At 69.3% G+C, this 19,490-nt stretch carries 18 protein-coding genes and 2 pseudogenes; 5 read left to right on the top strand and 15 right to left on the bottom strand.

Annotated elements, in window-relative coordinates; translation table 11 throughout:
* Positions 1-80 precede the first annotated feature (80 nt).
* The 6 genes from guaA to IT882_RS02860 all read right to left on the bottom strand — a co-directional run bounded on the left by guaA (position 81) and on the right by IT882_RS02860 (position 4,893).
* On the bottom strand, positions 81-1,664 hold the full coding sequence (guaA, locus tag IT882_RS02885; RefSeq protein ID WP_195693091.1) for a glutamine-hydrolyzing GMP synthase: 1,584 nt from the start codon (positions 1,662-1,664) through the stop codon (positions 81-83).
* A 54-nt stretch (positions 1,665-1,718) separates the two neighbouring features.
* Positions 1,719-2,255, bottom strand: a complete 537-nt coding sequence (locus IT882_RS02880; RefSeq protein WP_195693090.1) for a DUF3817 domain-containing protein — start codon at positions 2,253-2,255, stop codon at positions 1,719-1,721.
* A 9-nt stretch (positions 2,256-2,264) separates the two neighbouring features.
* On the bottom strand, positions 2,265-3,065 hold the full coding sequence (locus tag IT882_RS02875) for an SURF1 family protein (protein WP_195693089.1): 801 nt from the start codon (positions 3,063-3,065) through the stop codon (positions 2,265-2,267).
* 38 nt (positions 3,066-3,103) lie between these two features.
* Positions 3,104-4,222 carry a GuaB3 family IMP dehydrogenase-related protein gene (locus tag IT882_RS02870; RefSeq protein WP_195694034.1) on the bottom strand — a complete coding sequence of 373 codons (1,119 nt, stop codon included), beginning with the start codon at positions 4,220-4,222 and terminating at the stop codon, positions 3,104-3,106.
* Between the two features lie 87 nt (positions 4,223-4,309).
* Complete coding sequence (locus tag IT882_RS02865; protein WP_195693088.1) at positions 4,310-4,453, bottom strand: hypothetical protein; 144 nt, start codon at positions 4,451-4,453, stop codon at positions 4,310-4,312.
* On the bottom strand, positions 4,435-4,893 hold the full coding sequence (locus tag IT882_RS02860) for a TetR/AcrR family transcriptional regulator (protein ID WP_195693087.1): 459 nt from the start codon (positions 4,891-4,893) through the stop codon (positions 4,435-4,437). Before IT882_RS02860 ends, IT882_RS02865 begins: the two co-directional genes overlap by 19 nt.
* 99 nt (positions 4,894-4,992) lie before the next feature.
* Here IT882_RS02860 and IT882_RS02855 point away from each other — a divergent pair, with 99 nt between their 5' ends.
* Complete coding sequence (locus tag IT882_RS02855) at positions 4,993-6,486, top strand: DHA2 family efflux MFS transporter permease subunit (RefSeq protein ID WP_195693086.1); 1,494 nt, start codon at positions 4,993-4,995, stop codon at positions 6,484-6,486.
* Here IT882_RS02855 and fdhD read toward each other — a convergent pair.
* Entirely contained in the window at positions 6,421-7,299 is an 879-nt protein-coding gene (fdhD, locus tag IT882_RS02850) for a formate dehydrogenase accessory sulfurtransferase FdhD (RefSeq protein ID WP_195693085.1), read from the bottom strand. The genes IT882_RS02855 and fdhD overlap by 66 nt on opposite strands.
* A 172-nt stretch (positions 7,300-7,471) precedes the next feature.
* Here fdhD and IT882_RS02845 point away from each other — a divergent pair.
* From IT882_RS02845 to moaA, 4 genes and pseudogenes are all read left to right on the top strand, one after another.
* Positions 7,472-9,834: pseudogene (locus IT882_RS02845) on the top strand (FdhF/YdeP family oxidoreductase).
* The gene (locus IT882_RS02840; protein WP_324253914.1) at positions 9,831-10,370 is read left to right on the top strand and encodes a MogA/MoaB family molybdenum cofactor biosynthesis protein; all 540 of its coding nucleotides are present in this window, start codon (positions 9,831-9,833) and stop codon (positions 10,368-10,370) included. The pseudogene IT882_RS02845 and the gene IT882_RS02840 overlap by 4 nt, the downstream one beginning before the upstream one ends.
* Positions 10,370-10,837, top strand: coding sequence for a molybdenum cofactor biosynthesis protein MoaE (locus IT882_RS02835; RefSeq protein WP_195693084.1), 468 nt, complete (start codon positions 10,370-10,372; stop codon positions 10,835-10,837). Before IT882_RS02840 ends, IT882_RS02835 begins: the two co-directional genes overlap by 1 nt.
* Positions 10,834-11,952, top strand: a complete 1,119-nt coding sequence (moaA, locus tag IT882_RS02830) for a GTP 3',8-cyclase MoaA (protein WP_195693083.1) — start codon at positions 10,834-10,836, stop codon at positions 11,950-11,952. The genes IT882_RS02835 and moaA overlap by 4 nt, the downstream gene beginning before the upstream one ends.
* A 208-nt stretch (positions 11,953-12,160) precedes the next feature.
* On the opposite strand, the gene IT882_RS02825 is transcribed toward moaA, so the two are convergent.
* The 8 genes and pseudogenes from IT882_RS02825 to guaB all read right to left on the bottom strand — a co-directional run bounded on the left by IT882_RS02825 (position 12,161) and on the right by guaB (position 19,336).
* Positions 12,161-12,394, bottom strand: a complete 234-nt coding sequence (locus tag IT882_RS02825) for a MoaD/ThiS family protein (RefSeq protein WP_195693082.1) — start codon at positions 12,392-12,394, stop codon at positions 12,161-12,163.
* Entirely contained in the window at positions 12,394-13,461 is a 1,068-nt protein-coding gene (locus IT882_RS02820; RefSeq protein WP_267490538.1) for a DUF6457 domain-containing protein, read from the bottom strand. The genes IT882_RS02825 and IT882_RS02820 overlap by 1 nt, the downstream gene beginning before the upstream one ends.
* The gene (gene moaC, locus IT882_RS02815; protein ID WP_195693080.1) at positions 13,445-13,933 is read right to left on the bottom strand and encodes a cyclic pyranopterin monophosphate synthase MoaC; all 489 of its coding nucleotides are present in this window, start codon (positions 13,931-13,933) and stop codon (positions 13,445-13,447) included. The genes IT882_RS02820 and moaC overlap by 17 nt, the downstream gene beginning before the upstream one ends.
* Positions 13,930-15,150, bottom strand: a complete 1,221-nt coding sequence (gene glp, locus IT882_RS02810; RefSeq protein WP_195693079.1) for a gephyrin-like molybdotransferase Glp — start codon at positions 15,148-15,150, stop codon at positions 13,930-13,932. The genes moaC and glp overlap by 4 nt, the downstream gene beginning before the upstream one ends.
* Positions 15,147-15,941, bottom strand: a complete 795-nt coding sequence (locus IT882_RS02805) for a HesA/MoeB/ThiF family protein (protein ID WP_195693078.1) — start codon at positions 15,939-15,941, stop codon at positions 15,147-15,149. Before IT882_RS02805 ends, glp begins: the two co-directional genes overlap by 4 nt.
* 175 nt (positions 15,942-16,116) lie before the next feature.
* Positions 16,117-16,395 carry a DUF2277 domain-containing protein gene (locus IT882_RS02800; protein ID WP_195693077.1) on the bottom strand — a complete coding sequence of 93 codons (279 nt, stop codon included), beginning with the start codon at positions 16,393-16,395 and terminating at the stop codon, positions 16,117-16,119.
* A gap of 350 nt (positions 16,396-16,745) precedes the next feature.
* Complete coding sequence (locus IT882_RS02795) at positions 16,746-17,591, bottom strand: endonuclease domain-containing protein (protein WP_195693076.1); 846 nt, start codon at positions 17,589-17,591, stop codon at positions 16,746-16,748.
* Positions 17,592-17,834: 243 nt separating this feature from the next.
* Positions 17,835-19,336 (bottom strand): annotated as a pseudogene (guaB, locus tag IT882_RS02790) (IMP dehydrogenase).
* Between the last annotated feature and the right edge of the window lie 154 nt (positions 19,337-19,490).

The following is a 19,490-nucleotide window of genomic DNA, read 5'->3' as shown; positions in this document are numbered from 1 at the left end:
CGCTTCGCTTCACTCCCACTCGATCGTCCCCGGGGTCGAGTGCCACACAGTGCCCATACGAGTGTGAGCGCCGCTCCGCGTCACTCCCACTCGATAGTCCCCGGGGGCTTGGAGGTGACGTCGAGCACGACACGGTTGACCTCACGCACCTCGTTCGTGATGCGGTTCGAGATACGCGAGAGCACGTCGTAGGGCAGCCGCGTCCAGTCCGCGGTCATCGCGTCCTCGCTCGAGACGGGGCGCAGCACGATCGGATGCCCATACGTGCGCCCGTCGCCCTGAACGCCGACCGATCTGACGTCGGCGAGGAGGACGACGGGGCACTGCCAGATCTCGGCATCCAGGCCCGCCTTCGTCAGCTCTTCGCGGGCGATGGCGTCGGCATCACGCAGAATCTCGAGTCGGTCAGCGGTAACCTCACCCACGATGCGGATGCCGAGGCCCGGCCCCGGAAAGGGCTGGCGGCCCACGATGACCTCGGGAAGACCGAGTTCACGGCCGATCGCACGCACCTCATCCTTGAAGAGGGTGCGCAGCGGCTCGACGAGCTCGAACTGCAGGTCTTCGGGAAGCCCGCCCACGTTGTGGTGGCTCTTGATGTTCGCCGTTCCCGCGCCGCCGCCCGACTCGACGACATCCGGGTAGAGGGTCCCCTGCACGAGGAACCGGATGGGCTCACCGTCGGCCTTGGCCTCATCGACGAGTTCACGCTGCACCCGCTCGAACGCGCGGATGAACTCGCGGCCGATGATCTTGCGCTTCTCCTCCGGGTCGCTCACCCCGGCAAGCGCCTCAAGGAAGGTGTGGCGCGCGTCGACGGTCACGAGGCGCACCCCGGTCGAGGCGACGTAGTCCTGCTCGACCTGCTCGCGCTCGCCCTTGCGCAGCAGTCCGTGGTCGACGAACACCGCGATCAGCTGATCACCGACGGCCTTGTGGACGAGGGCTGTCGAGACGGCAGAATCGACTCCGCCCGACAGGGCCGAGAGCACCCGACCCGAACCGACCTGCGCGCGAATCCGCTCGACCTGCTCGGCGATGACGTTCCCGCTGTTCCAGTCGGCGGCAAGCCCCGCTGCCTTGTGCAAGAAGTTCTCGATGATCCGCTGGCCGTGGTCGGAGTGCTTGACCTCCGGATGCCACTGCACACCGTACATGCGGCGCGCGTCGCTGCCGAACGCGGCGACCGGGGTCGCGCCAGTCCGGGCGAGCACATCGAACCCGGCGGGCGCCTCCGAGACCTGGTCGCCGTGGCTCATCCACACATTCTGCTCGGCGGGCTGACCGTCGAACAACACGCTCTCGTCGCGAATGATGCTGGCATCCGTCGCCCCGTACTCGCGCAGACCGGTGTTCGCGACGACGCCGCCGAGCGCCTGCGCCATCACCTGGAAGCCGTAACAGATGCCCAGCGTCGGCACGTTCAGATCGAACACGCCAGGATCGAGCGTCGGCGCACCGGGCTCGTACACCGACGAGGGGCCGCCCGAGAGGATGATGCCGATCGGATTCTTCGCCGCAATCTCGGCGGCGCTCGCGGTGTGCGGAACCAGCTCGCTGTACACGCCTGCTTCGCGCACGCGGCGGGCGATGAGCTGGGCATACTGCGCGCCGAAGTCGACGACGAGGACGGGTCGCTGCGAGGTTTCGGTCTGTTCTGTCACCGGGTGCTTTCGGTCGGTGCCTACGGGGGTCAGGAGCGTGGGTCGGGAGCGTTCTTAGGATGCGGTCGGGTTCTGACGGGGCAGCGTTGAGTGGTCGGCGAGATCGTGGCTCTCGGTCTCACGCGAGGCAAGATACCCCTTGACCTCACGGGCGACGCGCGCCTCCATGAAGAAGGAGAGGAAGGGCACGATGCCGCCGAGCGCGAGGGTGATGAAGCGGGGGAAACGCCACCGCATGAGGCTCCACACACGGAAGCACGCGAACAGGTAGACGACGTAGAACCAGCCGTGACCGACGAGGATCGACAGCGATACGTTGACGCCGTCGCCTGCCGATTCGAGGTCGCAGCCCAGACCTCCGGGGACGAACAGCGAATACCACTCGCATCCCGGACCGACGAGGACCGGAGCGAACCAGAGGAATCCACCCGATCCGCCGGCGAACAGCTCAGTGTGCAGCGGCGAATACTTGAGGATCATCTCCGCGAGCAACAGCAGCAGCATCACGCCCGTGATGATCGAGGCGACCTGGTAGAAGGTCAGAGCTCCGCGAATGGCCGGAAAAGACGACGGTTTCGGCTCGCGGGGCATGGCCCCATTCTAGTCGCCGGCCGCGGGCGCGCTTCCCGCCACGGATGCGGCAGCGACGGCATCCTCGAACTCTTCGACCTCTTTCTCCCACGCGTCCTTGGCGAGGCGGTACCAGAAGTAGAAGGCGAAGCCGGCGAAGACCACCCACTCGGCGGCGTAGAAGATGTTGAGCCAGTTCACGGTGGAACCGGCATCCGGCGCCGGCGAGGCGATATCGACGAGACCCGCCGGCGCCGACTGCGCGGCGATGTAACTGCGGTAGACGTCCAGGCCCGCGGTGTCATGCCACTGGGCGAGCAGGGCCGCCGGCGACATCCGCGTCATCGTGAAGGGGGGCTCCCCGCGCGGCGGCGGCACCGGGCCCTCGTCGGAAATCAGCCGGCCGACGACGGTGACCTCATCTCCCGCCGCAGCGGCTTCCTCCAGGGCGAGGGCAGCGGATTCGGCATCCGTCAGCGTCGGAGCCCAGCCAGCGGCGACGGCGACGGATGTCGGGGCCGCCGCGTCGGCAAGCCGCAGCTGACCGGTGACCCAATACCCCTCGACGTCGTCGTTGAAGCGGGAGGAAACGATCAGGAAGTCGCCCGGCACCCACGTGCCGGCTACCTCGACGCGCTGGCCGACGAGCGGCTCGGGAAGGTACTCGCCCGCTCCGGCGACTTCCGCAAGGGGGCGGACCTGTTCGGTGACACCCGGCGGAAGCGGATCGGTGTCGATCGCCCGGGCGAGCTGCCACTGGCCGAGCCACGCGAACACGCCAGCAACAACGAGCGCGAGCAGCAGAACCCCGATCCAACGGGGTCGGAGCATGACCTCCCGCAGGGTTGGGGGAAAGTCGGTTTGGTCTGTCATCCGCCCGTGTACGGCGCGACGACCACCTCGACGCGCTGGAACTCCTTGAGATCGGAGTACCCGGTCGTGGCCATCGACTTCTTCAGTGCCCCGATGAGGTTCGCGGTGCCGTCAGCGACCGGCGCCGGCCCGTAGAGCACGGACTCGAGGTTCGTCACCTGGTCGACCTTCACCCGGCGCCCGCGCGGGAGCTTCGGATGGTGAGCTTCGGGCCCCCAGTGGTAGCCGCGCCCCGGAGCGTCAGTCGCCCGCGCCAGAGAGACGCCGAGCATGACGGCATCGGCTCCCATTGCGAGCGCCTTGACGATGTCGCCGGAGGTTCCGACGCCACCGTCGGCGATCACGTGGACATAGCGGCCGCCCGACTCGTCGAGGTAGTCGCGGCGCGCACCGGCGACGTCGGCGACGGCCGTGGCCATCGGGGCGTGGATGCCGAGCACACCGCGCGTGGTTGACGCCGCCCCGCCGCCGAAGCCGACGAGAACGCCCGCCGCGCCCGTGCGCATGAGGTGAAGGGCTGCCGTGTAGGTCGCTGCCCCACCGACGATGACGGGCACGTCGAGGTCGTAGATGAACTTCTTGAGGTTCAGCGGTTCGTCGACGCTCGAGACGTGCTCTGCCGAGACGGTGGTGCCGCGGATGACGAACAGATCCACCCCGGCAGCGACGACGGTTTCGTACAACTGCTGGGTGCGCTGGGGCGTCAGGGACCCGGCCACCGTGACACCGGCGTCGCGAATCTGCTGCAGACGCTCACGGACGAGCTCGGGCTTGATCGGCTCGGAGTAGAGCTCCTGCATCCGGCACGTGGCTGTCGCCTCATCGAGGGAGGCGATCTCGGCCAGGAGCGGCTCGGGGTCGTCGTACCGGGTCCACAGCCCCTCGAGGTCGAGCACGCCGAGCCCGCCGAGCTGGCCGAGCATGATCGCGGTCTGAGGGCTCACGACGGAATCCATCGGAGCACCGAGGACCGGGATGCCGAACTGGAACGCGTCGATCGACCAGGCCGTCGAGACATCCTCGGGGTTGCGGGTGCGGCGCGACGGAACGACGGCGATGTCGTCGAACGAGTACGCGCGGCGAGCGCGCTTAGCGCGGCCGATCTCGATCTCCATGGTCACGGGCCCAGCCTACCGGTGGGGTGCGACGATGCCACGCGAGCCGTCGGTACCGTCACGGGCGGTACTCGTCAGCTGTACTCATCACCAGGGCTCATCACCGTGTGGCGCCACGAGGCGTACGGCACTCAACTCCGTGGGGAAACAGGTGTCGAAGATCTCTCGGGCAGCCCGGTCACCGTCGATGTCGTCGACCAGGCGCAGTCCGATCATGGTGTTGATGAGCATGCCCTGCGCGAGAAACTCTTGAGCCTGATCCGCCTCGAACCCGGCCTCATCCCGAAGGAATCGCCAGACCTGCAGGAACCCGTCCCGGGCCGCGGGCCCGATGACCGGATGCCCCCGAGAAGAAACGCGTACGACAGCGTCTGATGGAGCCCCCGGACCTTCAGCAGCTCGAGGTAGACCGCGCCCATGCGCTGTTCGACGGGTTCCTCGTGCTCCGGCGCCGCGAGCGTGGCGCGAAACCCGGTCATGAGTTGGTCGAGTGCGTCATGGAGGACCGCGAGGAAGAGTGATTCCTTCGTCCCGAACAGGCGCACCACGTAGGGCTGACTGACCCCTGCCGCCCGAGCGACCTCGTCGGTGGTCGCTCCCTCGTAGCCCCGGGCGCCGAAAACGGCGTGGGCAGCGCGCAGAATCTCGGTGCGCCGTTCGTCGGAGCTCATCCTCCGCTGTTTCGCGCCCTCACTCATGCTTGACATGTTATCAGTCGATTACTACAGTCTAAGTAATCATCCGATTACAACCGCGAGAGCAGGTGCGCCATGTCCGCCGTCGCCCCGTCCGTTTCCCCCGCCGGCGGCCTACGCCGCGCCCCGAAGAACCGGGCCTTCGGGGTTGTGGTTGCCGCGGCATCCGTCCCGATGTTCATGGCGACGCTCGACAACCTCGTGATGACCAACGCCCTCCCGGTGCTGCACCGCGACCTCGGCGCGAGCGTCGAACAGCTCCAGTGGTTCGTCAACGCCTACACGCTCGTGTTCGCCGGGACGATCCTGCTCGCCTCGGCCCTGGGCGACCGCTTCGGCCGCCGCACGGTCTTCGCGATCGGGATCGCGGTCTTCGGCCTCGGCTCGGTGTTCGCCGCCCTCAGCACCGACCCGTCGCAGCTCATCGCCGCGCGCGCGGTGCAAGGCCTCGGCGCAGCGGGCATCATGCCCCTCTCCCTCGCGCTCCTGTCCGCCGGGGTCGCACCCGCGCGGCGCCCGCTGGCGATCGGCATCTGGGGCGGCGTCTCCGGCCTCGGCGTCGCCGTCGGCCCCCTGGTTGGTGGGGCGATCATGGAGGGCTGGAACTGGCAGAGCATCTTCTGGCTCAACGTTCCCATCGCCATCCTCGCCATCCCCTTCGCGCTGTGGGCTCTGCGCAATGACCGCGGCGCACGCTTGCCCATCGACATCGTCGGCGGCCTCCTCATCGCCCCGAGCGTCATCCTGTTCGTCCACGCGATCGTCCGCGCCAACGACGACGGCTGGGGATCGGCGGGGATCATCCTCGAACTCATTGCGGGCGGCGCACTGCTGGCCCTCTTCGTCCTCTGGCAAACCCGCACTGCCGCGCCGCTGATCCCGCTGCGCCTCTTCCGCGACCGCAGCTTCACCGTGACGAACGTCGCCGGGTTCGGATTCAGCTTCGGGACCTTCGGCGCGATCTTCCTGCTCATCCAGTACATGCAGGTCGTGCTCGGCGCGACCCCCTGGGAAGCTGCCGTGCGCACGACACCGTGGACCCTCGCTCCGATGATCGTCGCTCCTCTCGCGGGCTTCATCGCGCCGCGCGTGGGCACCCGCGTCCTCATGGTCACGGGGCTCGTGCTGGAGGCGATCGCGCTGCTGTGGATCGCCGCGATCATGGATCTCGACACCTCCTACGCGAGCATGGTGCCGTCGTTCATCATCGCCGGCGTCGGCATGGGCCTGATCTTCGCCCCGTCGGCAACCGCTCTGCTGGCCACCCTCGGCATCGTCGATCACGCCAAGGCCTCGGGAGTCAACGCCACGGTGCGCGAGATCGGTCTGGCCCTGGGAACCGCTGTGATCACGGCGATCTTCCTCGGCGCGGGCGGCGAACTGGTCCCCGACCTCTACGTCGAGGCGGCCCGGCCGGCGATCCTGGTGGGCGGGCTCGTGCTCGTGGCCACCGCTGTCACCGCACTTTGGCTTCCCGCCGGGCGCGGGACACCGGCATCCGTGTCACCCGACCTCGACGGGAGCGCCGCGGCCGACCTCGATCCGGTCGGCGCCCGTGTAGATCGCTAGGCTCTGGCCCCGACTGAAGCCGACGAGGGTCATCCCGGATGCCGCGGCCAGGTCGACCGCGAGCGACGACGGAGCGCTGACGGCCGCGAGGATCGGGATGCCGGCCAGTCGCGCCTTCTGGACGAGCTCGAACGAGGCGCGACCCGAGACCTGCAGCACGGTTCCCGACAGCGGCAGGCGGTCTTCGCGGACGGCCCAGCCGACGATCTTGTCGACGGCGTTGTGGCGCCCCACGTCCTCCCGCAGGCACAGCAGTTCGCCCTCGGCGGTGAACAGCCCGGCAGCGTGGACGCCTCCGGTGCGATCGAAGAGGGCCTGGCTCTTGCGCAGCACGTCGGGCAGGCCTGCGAGGACGTCGGCGTCGACCCGGATGCCGTCACCGGCGACATCGAACCTCGACTGCTTGCTGACCGCCTCGATGGAGGTCGTGCCGCAGATACCGCAGGCAGACGTGGTGGTCGAGTGACGGGCGTGGGCGTCCGAGGGCGGCACAGCGCCGGGGCCGAGGATCGCGTCGATGACGTTGTACGTGTTCTCTTCCCGCCGGCCGAACTCGTCGAACCCGGCGCAGTAGCGCAGCGAGGCGAGTTCGTCGCGGGCGGCGATCACCCCTTCGGAGACCAGGAACCCGGCCACGAGATCGAAGTCGTCGCCGGGCGTACGCATCGTCACCGACCACGACGTTCCGTCGATCCGGATCTCCAGCGGCTCTTCGCGGGCCACGACATCCTCACGCGTCGACGTTGTTGCCGCAACCGCGCCATCGCCCCACCGCACGCGGGTCACGCGATGCCGCGCCATTCCTGTCGCCATCTTGGCCCCTTCGCTCTCGCTCCATTGTGCCCCGACCTCGCGGGGCGCGACCCGGCTGGGGCGGGGCCGGATGCAGGAATCGGCGTTAGTCTCGGGAGAACAGGTCGACGTCGACCGGCGGCGTGGAGAGGATCAGCCGCTCCCGCCGGAGAGTCCACCCGGAGAATCCACCATGGCCAAGTCCGCCCCCACCGCAGATATCGACGAGTCGAAACTCCGTGTCTCGGCGCCCGCGACCGAAGCGGTCGGCGTGCCCGCCGTGATGCACGCTCTCGAGATGTCGATCGAGCAGATGGGTCTCGTGCGCAGCGCCCGAGCGCTGCTGCGCGTGAACCAGAAGGACGGGTTCGACTGCCCAGGATGCGCGTGGCCCGAAGAGGACAAGCGCCACATCGCCGAATTCTGCGAGAACGGCGCGAAGGCCGTGGCCGAAGAGGCGACGGTCCGGCGCGTCACGCCGGAGTTTTTCGCGAAGCACTCGATCGCCGACCTTCTGGAACACGATGACTACTGGCTCGGCCAGCAGGGACGCCTTGTCGAACCGATGATCCTCGACGAGGGGGCCACCCACTACCGCCCGGCCAGCTGGGATGAAGCCCTCGACCTGATCGCCGACGAGCTGCGCGGACTCGACAGCCCCGACGAGGCGATCTTCTACACGTCCGGTCGCACCTCGAACGAGGCAGCGTTCCTCTACCAGTTGCTCGTGCGGGGTCTGGGCACGAACAACCTCCCCGACTGCTCGAACATGTGCCACGAGTCCAGCGGCGTCGCACTGTCCCAGACGCTCGGTATCGGCAAGGGCACGGTGTCGATCGAAGACGTCCACGACGCGAGCCTCATCATCGTGGCGGGACAGAACCCGGGCACCAACCACCCCCGCATGCTCAGCGCCCTCGAGAAGGCGAAGATGAAGGGCGCGACGATCGTCGCGGTGAACCCCTGCCGGAGGCGGGGCTCATGCGGTTCAAGAACCCGCAGATCCCGCGCGGCGTGATCGGTGACGGCACCGCGATCGCCGACGAGTTCGTACAGATCCGGATGGGCGGCGACCAGGCCCTGTTCCAGGCGCTGGCCAAGCACCTGCTCGAGCAGCACGAACGTCGTCTCGAGGCAGGCGAGCCCGGCATCCTGGATGCGGACTTCCTCACGCAGCACACGAGCGACTTCGCGGCGTATGCCGACCTCATTCAGGCGGCATCCTGGAGCGAGTTCGAGACCGCGACGGGGCTCACCGAGGCACGGATGCGGGAGATCGGCGACCTCGTGATCGCATCGCCCGCGACGATCGTGTGCTGGGCGATGGGCCTGACCCAGCACAAGCACTCGGTCGCGACGCTGCGAGATGTCGTCAACCTCCTGCTGCTGCAGGGCAACGTCGGCCGCACCGGCGCGGGCGTCTGCCCCGTGCGCGGACACTCGAACGTGCAGGGTGACCGCACCATGGGGATCTACGAGAAGATGCCCGAGCCGTTCCTCGCGGCCCTCGATGCCGAGTTCGGCTTCACGGCTCCCCGCAAGCACGGGTACGACACCGTCGAGGCGATCCGGGCGATGCGGGACGGCAAGGCCCGCTTCTTCATGGGCATGGGCGGCAACTTCGTCTCCGCCACCCCCGACACAGCGGTCACCGAAGCGGCGATGCGAAACCTCCGCCTCACCGTCGAGGTCTCGACCAAGCTCAACCGGTCGCACCTCGTGACGGGGACGCGAGCGGTCATCCTGCCGACCCTCGGGCGCACCGACCGCGACCACCGCGGCGGAATCGACCAGCGCGTCACTGTCGAGGACTCGATGGGCGCCGTCCACGCATCCCGCGGCCGGCTGAAGCCCCCGGCCGACGACATGCTGTCGGAGGTGGCGATCGTCACGCGGATCGCCGAGCGACTGTTCGCCGGGCCGAACGCACTCCCGAACGCCCCGCAGGCGGACTGGAAGGCCATCGAGGCCGACTACGCGGCGGCGCGAGCGCACATCGAAGCCGTCATTCCCGGGTTCGAGGACTACGAGGCCCGCATCGCGAAGGGACGCACGTTCTTCCTGCCCAACGGTCCGCGCGACGAGCGCCGATTCACGACCGTCACGGGCCGCGCGATCTTCACGGCGAACGGCCTCGAGTACCCGAAGATCCCCGCCGGTCACCTGCTGTTGCAGACCCTGCGCAGCCACGACCAGTACAACACCACGATCTACGGCAAGGACGACCGGTACCGCGGCATCCGTGACGGGCGCCGCGTCGTGCTCGTCAACGCGACGGATGCCGGCGCTGCCGGGGTCACCGACGGCGAGATCGTCGACCTCGTATCGGTGTGGACCGACGGAACCGAACGGCGCGCGGAGGAGTTCCGCGTCGTGCACTACGACACCCCCGTCGGCAACGCGGCGGCGTACTACCCCGAGACGAACGTCCTCGTGCCCCTGGATTCGACCGCGGACGGATCGGGGACGCCGACCTCGAAGTCCGTCGTCATCCGTCTCGAACGGCGGGATGCGGAGCAGCGGGCTGACACGGCGACGGGGCGGCCGACCTCGTGACAGCGGGCACGGATGCTGCTGCGCCGGCCCCCACGGAAGGCCGCGCCACGAACGGCCCGGTGCGTGCTGCCGTGGTGACGGCATCCGACCGGGCGGCATCCGGCGAGCGCCCCGACGCCACGGGTCCGGCCCTGATCAGCCGTCTCGTCGAGGCCGGCTACGCCTGCGACGCGGCCATCGTGGTGCCTGACGGCGAAGGATCGGTCGCTGACGGCATCCGTCGCGCGATCGACACCGGTGCGCGCCTGGTCGTGACGACCGGCGGCACAGGAGTAGGGCCGCGCGACCGCAGCCCCGAAGCGACGCGGACCGTGATCGACCGGGAGGTGCCGGGGCTTGCCGAGCTGCTGCGACGCGAGGGGGCGGCATCCACGCCGATGGCTGCACTCTCTCGCGGCATCGTCGGTGTCGTCGACGGACCTGGCGCGGTGATCGCCAACCTCCCCGGATCGACGCGCGGCGCCGCGGAGGGCCTCGACACGCTGCTGCCCCTGCTGCCTCATGTCCTCGACCAGCTCGCGGGCGGTGACCACTGATGTCGGAGTCCGTAGCTATATCCGGTGTCCGGGCGAACGCCGTGCGGATCGCGCGAATCAGCGACGCCCCTCTCGACCTGGCGGCCCACATCGCGGCAGTATCGGGCCCGACCGCGGGGGGCATCGCCACCTTCGTGGGCACGGTCCGCGACCACGATCCGGGCGCGCGCGGTGCTGTCACGCTGCTCGAGTATTCGGCGCATCCCGACGCGGAGCGCATTCTCGGCGACATCGCTGCCTCGTGTCTCGACGAGACGGATGCCGACTGCGCCATCGCCGTGACGCACCGGATCGGAAAGCTCGACGTCGGTGATCTCGCCGTCGTCGTCGCCGTCTCCAGCGCTCACCGCGCGCCCGCGTTCGAGGTGTGCCGCGCGCTTATCGAGCGCATCAAGACCGATCTGCCGATCTGGAAGCGTCAGCACGAGCACGACGGCACCGCGAGCTGGGTGGGATTGGACGCATGAGCGTCGTCCACCTTCCGCTGCCGACGACGCTCGCGCGCCCTGCCGGCGCCGCGGCACCCGTCGGGGCCGATTCAGCGCCCGGCGACGACGCGGCACCAGGCTCGCGCGGGCAACTCGTCGACAGGTTCGGGCGCGTGCACCGGGACCTGCGGATCTCGCTCACCGACCGATGCTCGCTGCGCTGCACCTACTGCATGCCCGAGCAGGGCGTCGAGTGGCTCGCCAAGAGCAGCATCCTGACAACCGACGAGATCGTGCGAGTCGCGGGCGTGCTCGCAACCCTCGGGATCGTCGAGGTGCGGCTAACCGGCGGCGAGCCGCTCCTGCGTCGCGACATCGTGGATGTCGTCCGTCGCGTCGCCGAGATCGAGGGCGTCGCGGGCCCGCTCGAGGTATCGATGACGACCAACGGGCTCAAGCTTCCCGAGCTCGCCGACCCCCTGCGTGAGGCGGGTCTTGCGCGAGTGAACGTCTCGATCGACACGCTGCGGCGCGACCGCTTCGCCGAGCTGACACGCCGCGATCGCCTGGATGACGTCCTCTCCGGCATCCGTGCCGCTCGCCGCGCCGGGTTCTCGCCACTCAAGCTCAACGCCGTGCCGATGCGCGGGGTCAACGACGACGAGATCGTCGACCTCGTGCAATTCGCGGTCGACAACGGCGCGCAGATGCGGTTCATCGAGCAGATGCCGCTGGATGCCGGGCACACCTGGTCGCGCTCCGAGATGGTCGATGCGGGAGAGATTCTCGACAAGCTCACGCAGCGCTTCACGCTGACGCCGGTCGGTGAGCGCGGCTCGTCACCCTCGCAGGATTACCTCGTGGACGGCGGACCGACGACGGTCGGACTCATCGCTTCGGTATCCGCGCCGTTCTGCGGCGCCTGCGACCGGGTGCGACTCACCGCCGACGGACAGGTGCGCAACTGCCTCTTCGCCCGCGAGGAATCCGACCTGCTCCCCCTGCTCCGCGGCACCGACGGTCACACGCCGGCTGACGACGACGCGATCGCCGAGCTCCTGCGTCGCTCGATCGCCGGCAAGCGCGCCGGCCACGGCATCGACGACCCAGGATTTCTGCAGCCCCAGCGCCCCATGAGCGCCATCGGCGGCTGACGCCGGCACCCACACTCCCGGCACCCTGCCCTGCGCCCCCTGCCTCGCGCCCCCTGCCTAGTTTGCGCGCACCCACACATTCCTCGCTGAACCCACACCTTCCAGGCGCAGATACGCGCGGGGTCGGCGCAAGACCTGTGGGTTCGGCGGAGCAGTCGCGCCGGGCGGACCGACAAGATCGGATGGGGCGCGGGATGTCGAGCGCGACTCATCCGCCAGCGAAGGGCGGCAGGATGTCGACGACATCGGATGCCGAAAGCGGCATATCGGCATCCGTGCGCTCTCCGTTGACGAGCACCGCGCACCGCGGGAGCACGAACCCGAGCCGCTCGTGGTCGGCGACGACGGCGGCGCGCAGGGCGTCGAGCGTCCCCTCCGTGCGGAGTTCCTCTTCGGCACCGGCCGCGTCGGCCGCGCCGGCGAAATAGCGAACCGTCGCCATCAGACTCCGCCACCGCCGCTCCGGGGAGCACGGCCCTCGGCCCAAGCGCGCGCCAACGCGACGACCTCGGCGACCGTCGCCGCCGTGTCCTCCGCGCTTCCGCCGGCACGGCCGGCAACGAGTCCGGCGATGAAGGCGCTCAGCGGCGCTGCGGGGCGCGCGACGTCATGCGCGACATCCCTCGCGAGATCGAGAACGAGCGCGATCGGCACCTGTTCGGCATCCAACCCGAAGCGGTCGCGCAGCACCGAGGCCCACTCATCGAGCGCCTCAGGCGGAAGGGTGCGGTCGTTCATGCGGGCTCCTGACTCTCGAGACCGGGCACGGGACAGATCCTGCCACGTGTCGACATCGGCCGTCACCCCGGTGACATCCGGCAGATCATGACATCGCAGGTCGGCGAACAGGTCGCTCATCCGCGCGCCCCTCGGCTCTGTCAGGCGCGCGGCTGCGTCGGCGAGCGCCTGCGTCCGCATCCGGGCGCAGAGCCACTGGCGCCGGCCGGCCTCATCCACGAGCACGACGCCGTCCGCTCCCGCAGCGTCATCGGGGCGCCCCGCGAGAAGAGCCGCGACGGCACGATCGCCCTCCGCGAGGTCACCGGCCAGTAGCAGGACCTCGTCGGCATCCACGCGGCCGATCGCCGCGACGATCGCCGCGACCGGTCCGCCTCCCGGCGGTTCCTCGCGCATCACGACGACCCCCGACGCACTCGACGGTGCCGAACGCAGGATGGATGGCGTATCCACACCCGCCCGGGCCGCTCCAAGCCGCGTTGATCCTGCAATCGGTCCGGCTTCGGTGATCTGCGCGCCGGTCCCCTGGCCCTCCTCGGGTGGGGCGCCGACGATCACGACCGTGCCGTCGCACGCGACGCGCGCGGCTGCGACAGTGCGGCTGAGCAGGGTCGCACCAGCAAGGCCCAGGGAGGTCTTGTCGACCCCGCCCATGCGTCGCGCGCGTCCCCCCGACAGGATGATCGCGCCGATCCGCGGTCGGGAACCGGTTCCCGACCCCGTTGGTCCTGCAATCGGTCCGGCACCGGCCGATTCAGCTGCCGACGGCATCCTCAACCTCGCGCGTCCATGATCCCGATCGCCCGCCCTCCTTGGCGGTGATGCACGCCTGCGCGATCGTCACGGTGCGGTCGATGCCCTTGACCATGTCGACGATCGACAGGGCCGCGACGGTCACGGCGGTCAGCGCCTCCATCTCGACCCCGGTGCGGTCGGCGGTGCGCACGGTCGCGGTGATCTGGACCCCGTCGTCCTCAATCTCGAGGTCCACGACGACGCCGTGCACGCCGATGACATGCGCGAGCGGCAGCAGTTCGGGGGTGCGCTTGGCGGCCTGGATGCCGGCGATCCGCGCGACAGCGAGCACGTCGCCCTTCGGTACGGAGCCATCGCGTAGCGCCGCGACGGTGTCGGATGCCATCGTCACGAACGCTCGCGCGGATGCCGCCCGCACCGTCGGCTGCTTGCCCGTGACATCCACCATGCGGGCGTTTCCAGAGTCGTCGAGGTGCGTGAAGCTCATGGCACCAGCATGACATCGACCACGTCACCCGCGGCGACCTCGTCGACGGATGCCGGGATCACCGCCCATGCCTCAGCGAGCGCGAGCGCGCCGGCGCGGTGGGAGCCGGATCCCCCTGCAGTCGCGGGGCGCACTGTCCATGCCGCCGGGTCAGATCGATCGATCGCGACGGGCATGAATTGCTCGCGGGCGGGCGGGGTGCGCCATCCGTCTGACACCCGCAGGCGCACGACCGGGCGCAGCAGGTCGCGACGCCCCTGCATCCGCAGCAGCGCGGGGCGCACGAACGCCTCGAACGACACGGCGACGCTGACGGGGTTGCCGGGCAGGCAGAACACCGGGATGCCGCCCACAGCGCCATGCCCCTGCGGTTTGCCCGGCTGCATCGCGACGGTGAGGAACTGGACGCCAGTGGGCTCGAGCACCTCGCGCACCACCTCGTAGGCGCCGACGCTGGCCCCGCCCGTCAGCACGATCGCGTCAGGGGCGTCAGCGTCGATGCGGGCGAGCACCCGCCGCAGGGTTGCCGGGTCGTCGCCGACGCGCAGCAGCTCGGTCACGAGAGCGTCAGCACCCTGAACAAGCCCGTCCAGGAGCAGACCGTTCGACTCGGGAATCTGCCCCGGGCCGACAGGCTCACCCGGCGCGACCAGTTCGTCGCCGCTCGCGATGACGACAACACGCGGGGCCGGGTGCACGAGAACGGATGCCGCTCCCGCCGCGGCCGCCGCTGACCGCTGCAACGGCCCGAGGCGCTCCGCTGACGCGACGACGACATCGCCGACCGAGACGTCATCGCCCCGGCGGCGAATGTGGGCACCCGCTACGGGTTCCGCATCGAGGTGCACGACGGATCCCGGCGCCACGTCACGGAATGACTCACGGGTCTGCTCGTGCGGCACGATCGCATCAGCGCCAGCGGGCAGCGGTGCTCCTGTCATGATCCGCGCCGCCTTACCGGCACCGATCACGGCGTCGGGAAAGACCCCGGCCGGGATGTCGGCGACGACGGTGCGCGGACCGGCGCCGTCATCCGACCGGACGGCGTACCCATCCATTGCGGAGTTCTCGAACGCCGGGATCTCGAGGGTCGCGACGACGGGTTCCGCGGTCGTTCGGCCCAAGACGTCAGTGATGGGAACGCGAACGGGCGGCAGGACGGTGGTCGAGGCGAGAATCGCGTCGCGGTGCTCGGCGACCGTGCGTGTGAAACTCATGCGGGCATCGGCATGTGAGTACTGGCGGCCGAACGGACCTCGAGCTCTCGCATCGTCCCGGCGAGGGCGTCAATGACGGCGATCCGCCCGAGGAGGGGGCGACCCTCGCCGACGATGAGCTTGATCGCCTCCGAGGCCATGAGCGAGCCGGTCTGCATGCAGACCGATGCCAGCACCCCGACCTGTTCACACGTGAAGACCTGACCCGTCGAGCCGGCGGGGAACAGGTCGCTCAGCCGCACCGGATCGTTGCCGGCCGGCGGCGCCGACCAGAAGACCGTGACCTGCGACCAGAACTCCAGGACGCTCCCCCAGACCACCGGCAGTCGAAGTTCGGCCGCTGCAGCATCCACGACGTCGCGGGTCTCGAACGTGTCGGACCCGTCGAGCACCAGGTCGTAGCCCGCGAGGATCTCCCGGGCATTGGCGGCGGTCAGGCGCACCGGATGCTCGATGATGCGCACGCCGGGCGCGAGACCGCGTGCCCGGGTCGCGGCACTCTCGGTCTTGGGGTCACCGACGGTGTCAATGGAATGGATGATCTGTCGGTGGAGATTGCTGAGGTCCACGACGTCGTCATCGATGATCCCGATGGTTCCCACACCGGCCGCCGCAAGGCCCAGGATGACGGATGATCCAAGGCCTCCGGCACCCACGACGGCAACGCGCGCTGCCGCGAGGCGCCGCTGGCCAAGGTCGCCGATGGCGAACAGCTTCCGGTGACGTGCGGTGCGATCGCGTTCGGCGTCCGTCAACGCATCGACGGGCTCGACGAGAGGAGGAAGTGACATGCCCCTACGCTAGCCGCGCCCCAGCTGCCCCGGACCGTCGGGCGCCCGACGAACTCCGCAGAATCGCACGAACTCCGCATCCCGGGGCCAGAATCCTGCGGACTTCGCGCAACACTGCGGACCTTGCACACCCCGGGACGACGAACCCGCCGGCAAACGGATGCCGCGAGCTGCCTTACGCGACCGAGTACCGGCCCGACGCGATGGCCCGCGCGCGAGCCTTCGCCGCCTCTTCCTCACGGTTCTTGGGTGGAGTGACGGCGACGAGGTCGTCGAGCAGGTGCTGTGTCGCGTGGGCGATCTCGTGGACCGCGCGATCGAAGGCATCCTGATTCGCCTTGGACGGCTTGGTCGTCCCGGCGATCTTGCGCACGTACTGCAGCGCTGCCGCATGAACCTCATCAGAAGTCGCGGCCGGCTCAAAGTTGTGGAGCGTGTGGATGTTCCGGCACATGCCCCCGACCATACGCCCGGCGCTCCGGGCCGGGTACCCCCGCCGCGGTCAGCCCCGCCCGCGCCCTTGGCCCTTGGCCCTTGCCCCTGGCCCTGCCCTTGACCTTGGCCTGCCCTGCCCTGCCCTGCCCTGCCCTGCCCTGCCCTGGCCTGACCTGCCGTTGCCCTTGCCCTGCCCTGAACTCCGCAGAATTGCGCGAAGTTCGCACGATTGGCCCGGCATCCTGCGAACTTCGCGCAGTTCTGAGGGCCTGAGAGGCGCGGGAGGGCGCGCGGCAGGACAGGATGCGCACGGCACGCGGGACGGGCGCGGCGCGGGAGGGGCGCGGGTGGGAGGGGCGCGGCAGGACGTCAGGAGGCGAGGTGCAGGCGAGCGGCGAGGGCGCTGCGGATGCGGCGCTCGACCGCGGGCCAGTCGTAGACGATCTGGGCGTAGCTCAGGCGCAGCACCGTATAGCCGCGAAGCGTGAGCTCCGCGTCGTGGGCGATGTCTTTGGTGCGCTGGGCGCTCGAGGCGTGGTGCGCGAAACCGTCGATCTGCAGCACGAGCCGTTCGCCGACGAGGAGGTCGACGAACCTGCCGCCGACCCTTGCCTGTTGCACGACCGGCACACCCCAGCGGCGCAGTGGCAGAACGACGAGAGTCTCGAGCCCAGAGTCGGAGAGCCCGACCACCTCATCTGCCAGCTCACGGGCGGCCCGCGAGGTCCACCCGACGCGCCTCACCGCCTCGGGAGCAAAGCCCTCGACGCGAATCGCCGACTCCCACAGCGCAAGTGCCGCGTCGTGGGGCGCGCATCCGGAGATGTGAAGCAGGGCGTCCTCGACCGTCGCGGTGAGCCCGCGTTCCTGCGGCGCGAGAGGTGTCGTCCAGTGCACGCGACCACGCCATCCGGCGGGCAAGCGCGCCGACCCGGAGCCCGGAATCAGATGCAGATGAGGATGCGGGTCGAGGTCCGGCGGCATCCACCACCCCCTCCGCCTCGCAAGGGAGAGGCACGAGATCCGCCCGCCCGCACTGGCGGCGAGGACGAGATCGGGCGCGGCATCCGGGAGCGTCACCCACGCACGACGGATGACACGTGCCCGCCTGTCGCGCACGAAACGGCGCATCTCAGCGACCCTGTAGCCGGCGCGCAAGATGTCGGCGCGATGCGCGATACCCTCCCGCTGCGCCAGCCACTCGACGAGCTCCATCCCAGCAGTTTCCTGCCGCGCCGCGGGCATGGCAGGCGTCGGCATCCTGTCTGTTCGAACCGAATCCCCACGTCACACTGGGGAGGAGGCGCCGGCACCCTGACACGGGCTCGCCAACCTCGCACAACTGCACGTACTGCGCAGAATGACGCCAGAATCCTGCGAACCTCGCGCGATTCTGCGAACCTCGCGCGAGACGGATGCCGCGAGCGCCGCCCCGGACCGGGGCAGCCCAAACGCGCGTCAGCGCTTGTAGTTCGGGGCCTCGACGACGATCTGCACGTCGTGCGGGTGGGACTCTTTGAGCCCCGCCGAGGTGATGCGCACGAACTTGCCCTTGGCCTTGAGTTCCTCGACCGTGCGGGCACCGACGTAGAACATGGACTGCCGCAGGCCGCCCACGAGCTGGTAGGCGACAGCCGCGAGCGGGCCACGGTAGGCGACCTGCCCCTCGATCCCCTCGGGGATGAGCTTGTCGTCGGTCGGGACGTCAGCCTGGAAGTACCGGTCCTTCGAGTACGAGGTCTTCTTGCCGCGGGTCTGCAGCGCGCCGAGCGACCCCATGCCCCGATACTGCTTGAACTGCTTGCCGCCCTGGAAGACGATCTCGCCCGGGGCCTCATCGGTGCCGGCGAAGAGCGAGCCGATCATGACCGAGTCGGCGCCCGCGACCAGCGCCTTGGCGATGTCGCCGGAGTACTGCAGCCCGCCGTCGGCGATGACCGGCACCCCGGCCTCGCGCGCGGCCTGGAAGGCCTCGTAGATCGCGGTGACCTGGGGAACCCCGACACCGGCGACGATGCGCGTCGTGCAGATCGAGCCCGGACCGACGCCGACCTTGACGGCATCCACCCCCGCGTCGATGAGCGCCTGCGCGCCCTCGCGGGTCGCGACGTTGCCGCCGATGATGTCGATGCCAGCGAACGAGGGGTCGGCCTTCAGTCGCCGCACGATGTCGATCACGCCGGCCGACTGCCCGTTCGCCGTGTCGACGACCAGCACATCGACACCGACATCGCGCAGCGCCTCGGCCCGCTCCCACGCGTCGCCGAAGAAACCGATCGCCGCCCCACGCGGAGGCGCCCGTGCTCGTCCTTTGTTGCGAGCGGATACTTCTCGCTCTTGTCGAAGTCCTTGATGGTGATCAGGCCGGCGAGCTTGCCGTTGTCATCGATGAGCGGCAGCTTCTCGACACGGTGCTTGGCGAAGGTCGCGATGACGTCGTTCGCGCCGATGCCGACAGGCGCGGTGATGAGGCCCTCGCTGGTCATGACGTCCTTGACGAGGGTCGTCTTGCGCTCGAAGCCCGACACGAAGCGCATGTCACGGTTCGTGACGATGCCCACGAGCACGCCCTCGTCGTCGATGACCGGGAGTCCGGAGATGCGGTAGGTCGCGCACATCGCGTCGACCTCTTCGATCGTGGCGTCCGGCGTCGTGGTGACCGGATCGGAAATCATCCCCGATTCGCTGCGCTTGACGCGGTCGACCTGCGCGGCTTGATCTTCGATCGAGAGGTTCCGGTGCAGGATGCCGAGGCCACCCTCCCGGGCGACCGCGATCGCCAACCGCGCCTCGGTGACGGTATCCATCGCGCTGGAGATGAGCGGAATCGCCACCGTGATGCGGCGCGTCACGCGGGAGGACGTATCGGCCTCGCTCGGGATGACGTCGGTATGACCGGGCAACAGAAGCACGTCGTCATAGGTGAGTCCGACGAATCCGAACGGGTCGTGAGTGTCCATGCTTCTCCTGGGGACGGCGGGCCTTATAGAGAATTCTACGTTCGCGCGACCGCGCGCATTCCCGGTAGCGCCCGGCAACCGGATTCACAACGGATTGGGATCGTTCTCAGTCGAATATCCCCGGAAACACCGTGGACACAATACGCTCGTACGG

Origin of the sequence: Microbacterium schleiferi (assembly GCF_015565955.1) — a bacterium.
Taxonomy (GTDB): domain Bacteria; phylum Actinomycetota; class Actinomycetes; order Actinomycetales; family Microbacteriaceae; genus Microbacterium; species Microbacterium schleiferi_A.
The sequence above is the reverse complement of the archived record's forward strand: the minus strand, read 5'-3'. Positions and strand labels throughout refer to the sequence as shown.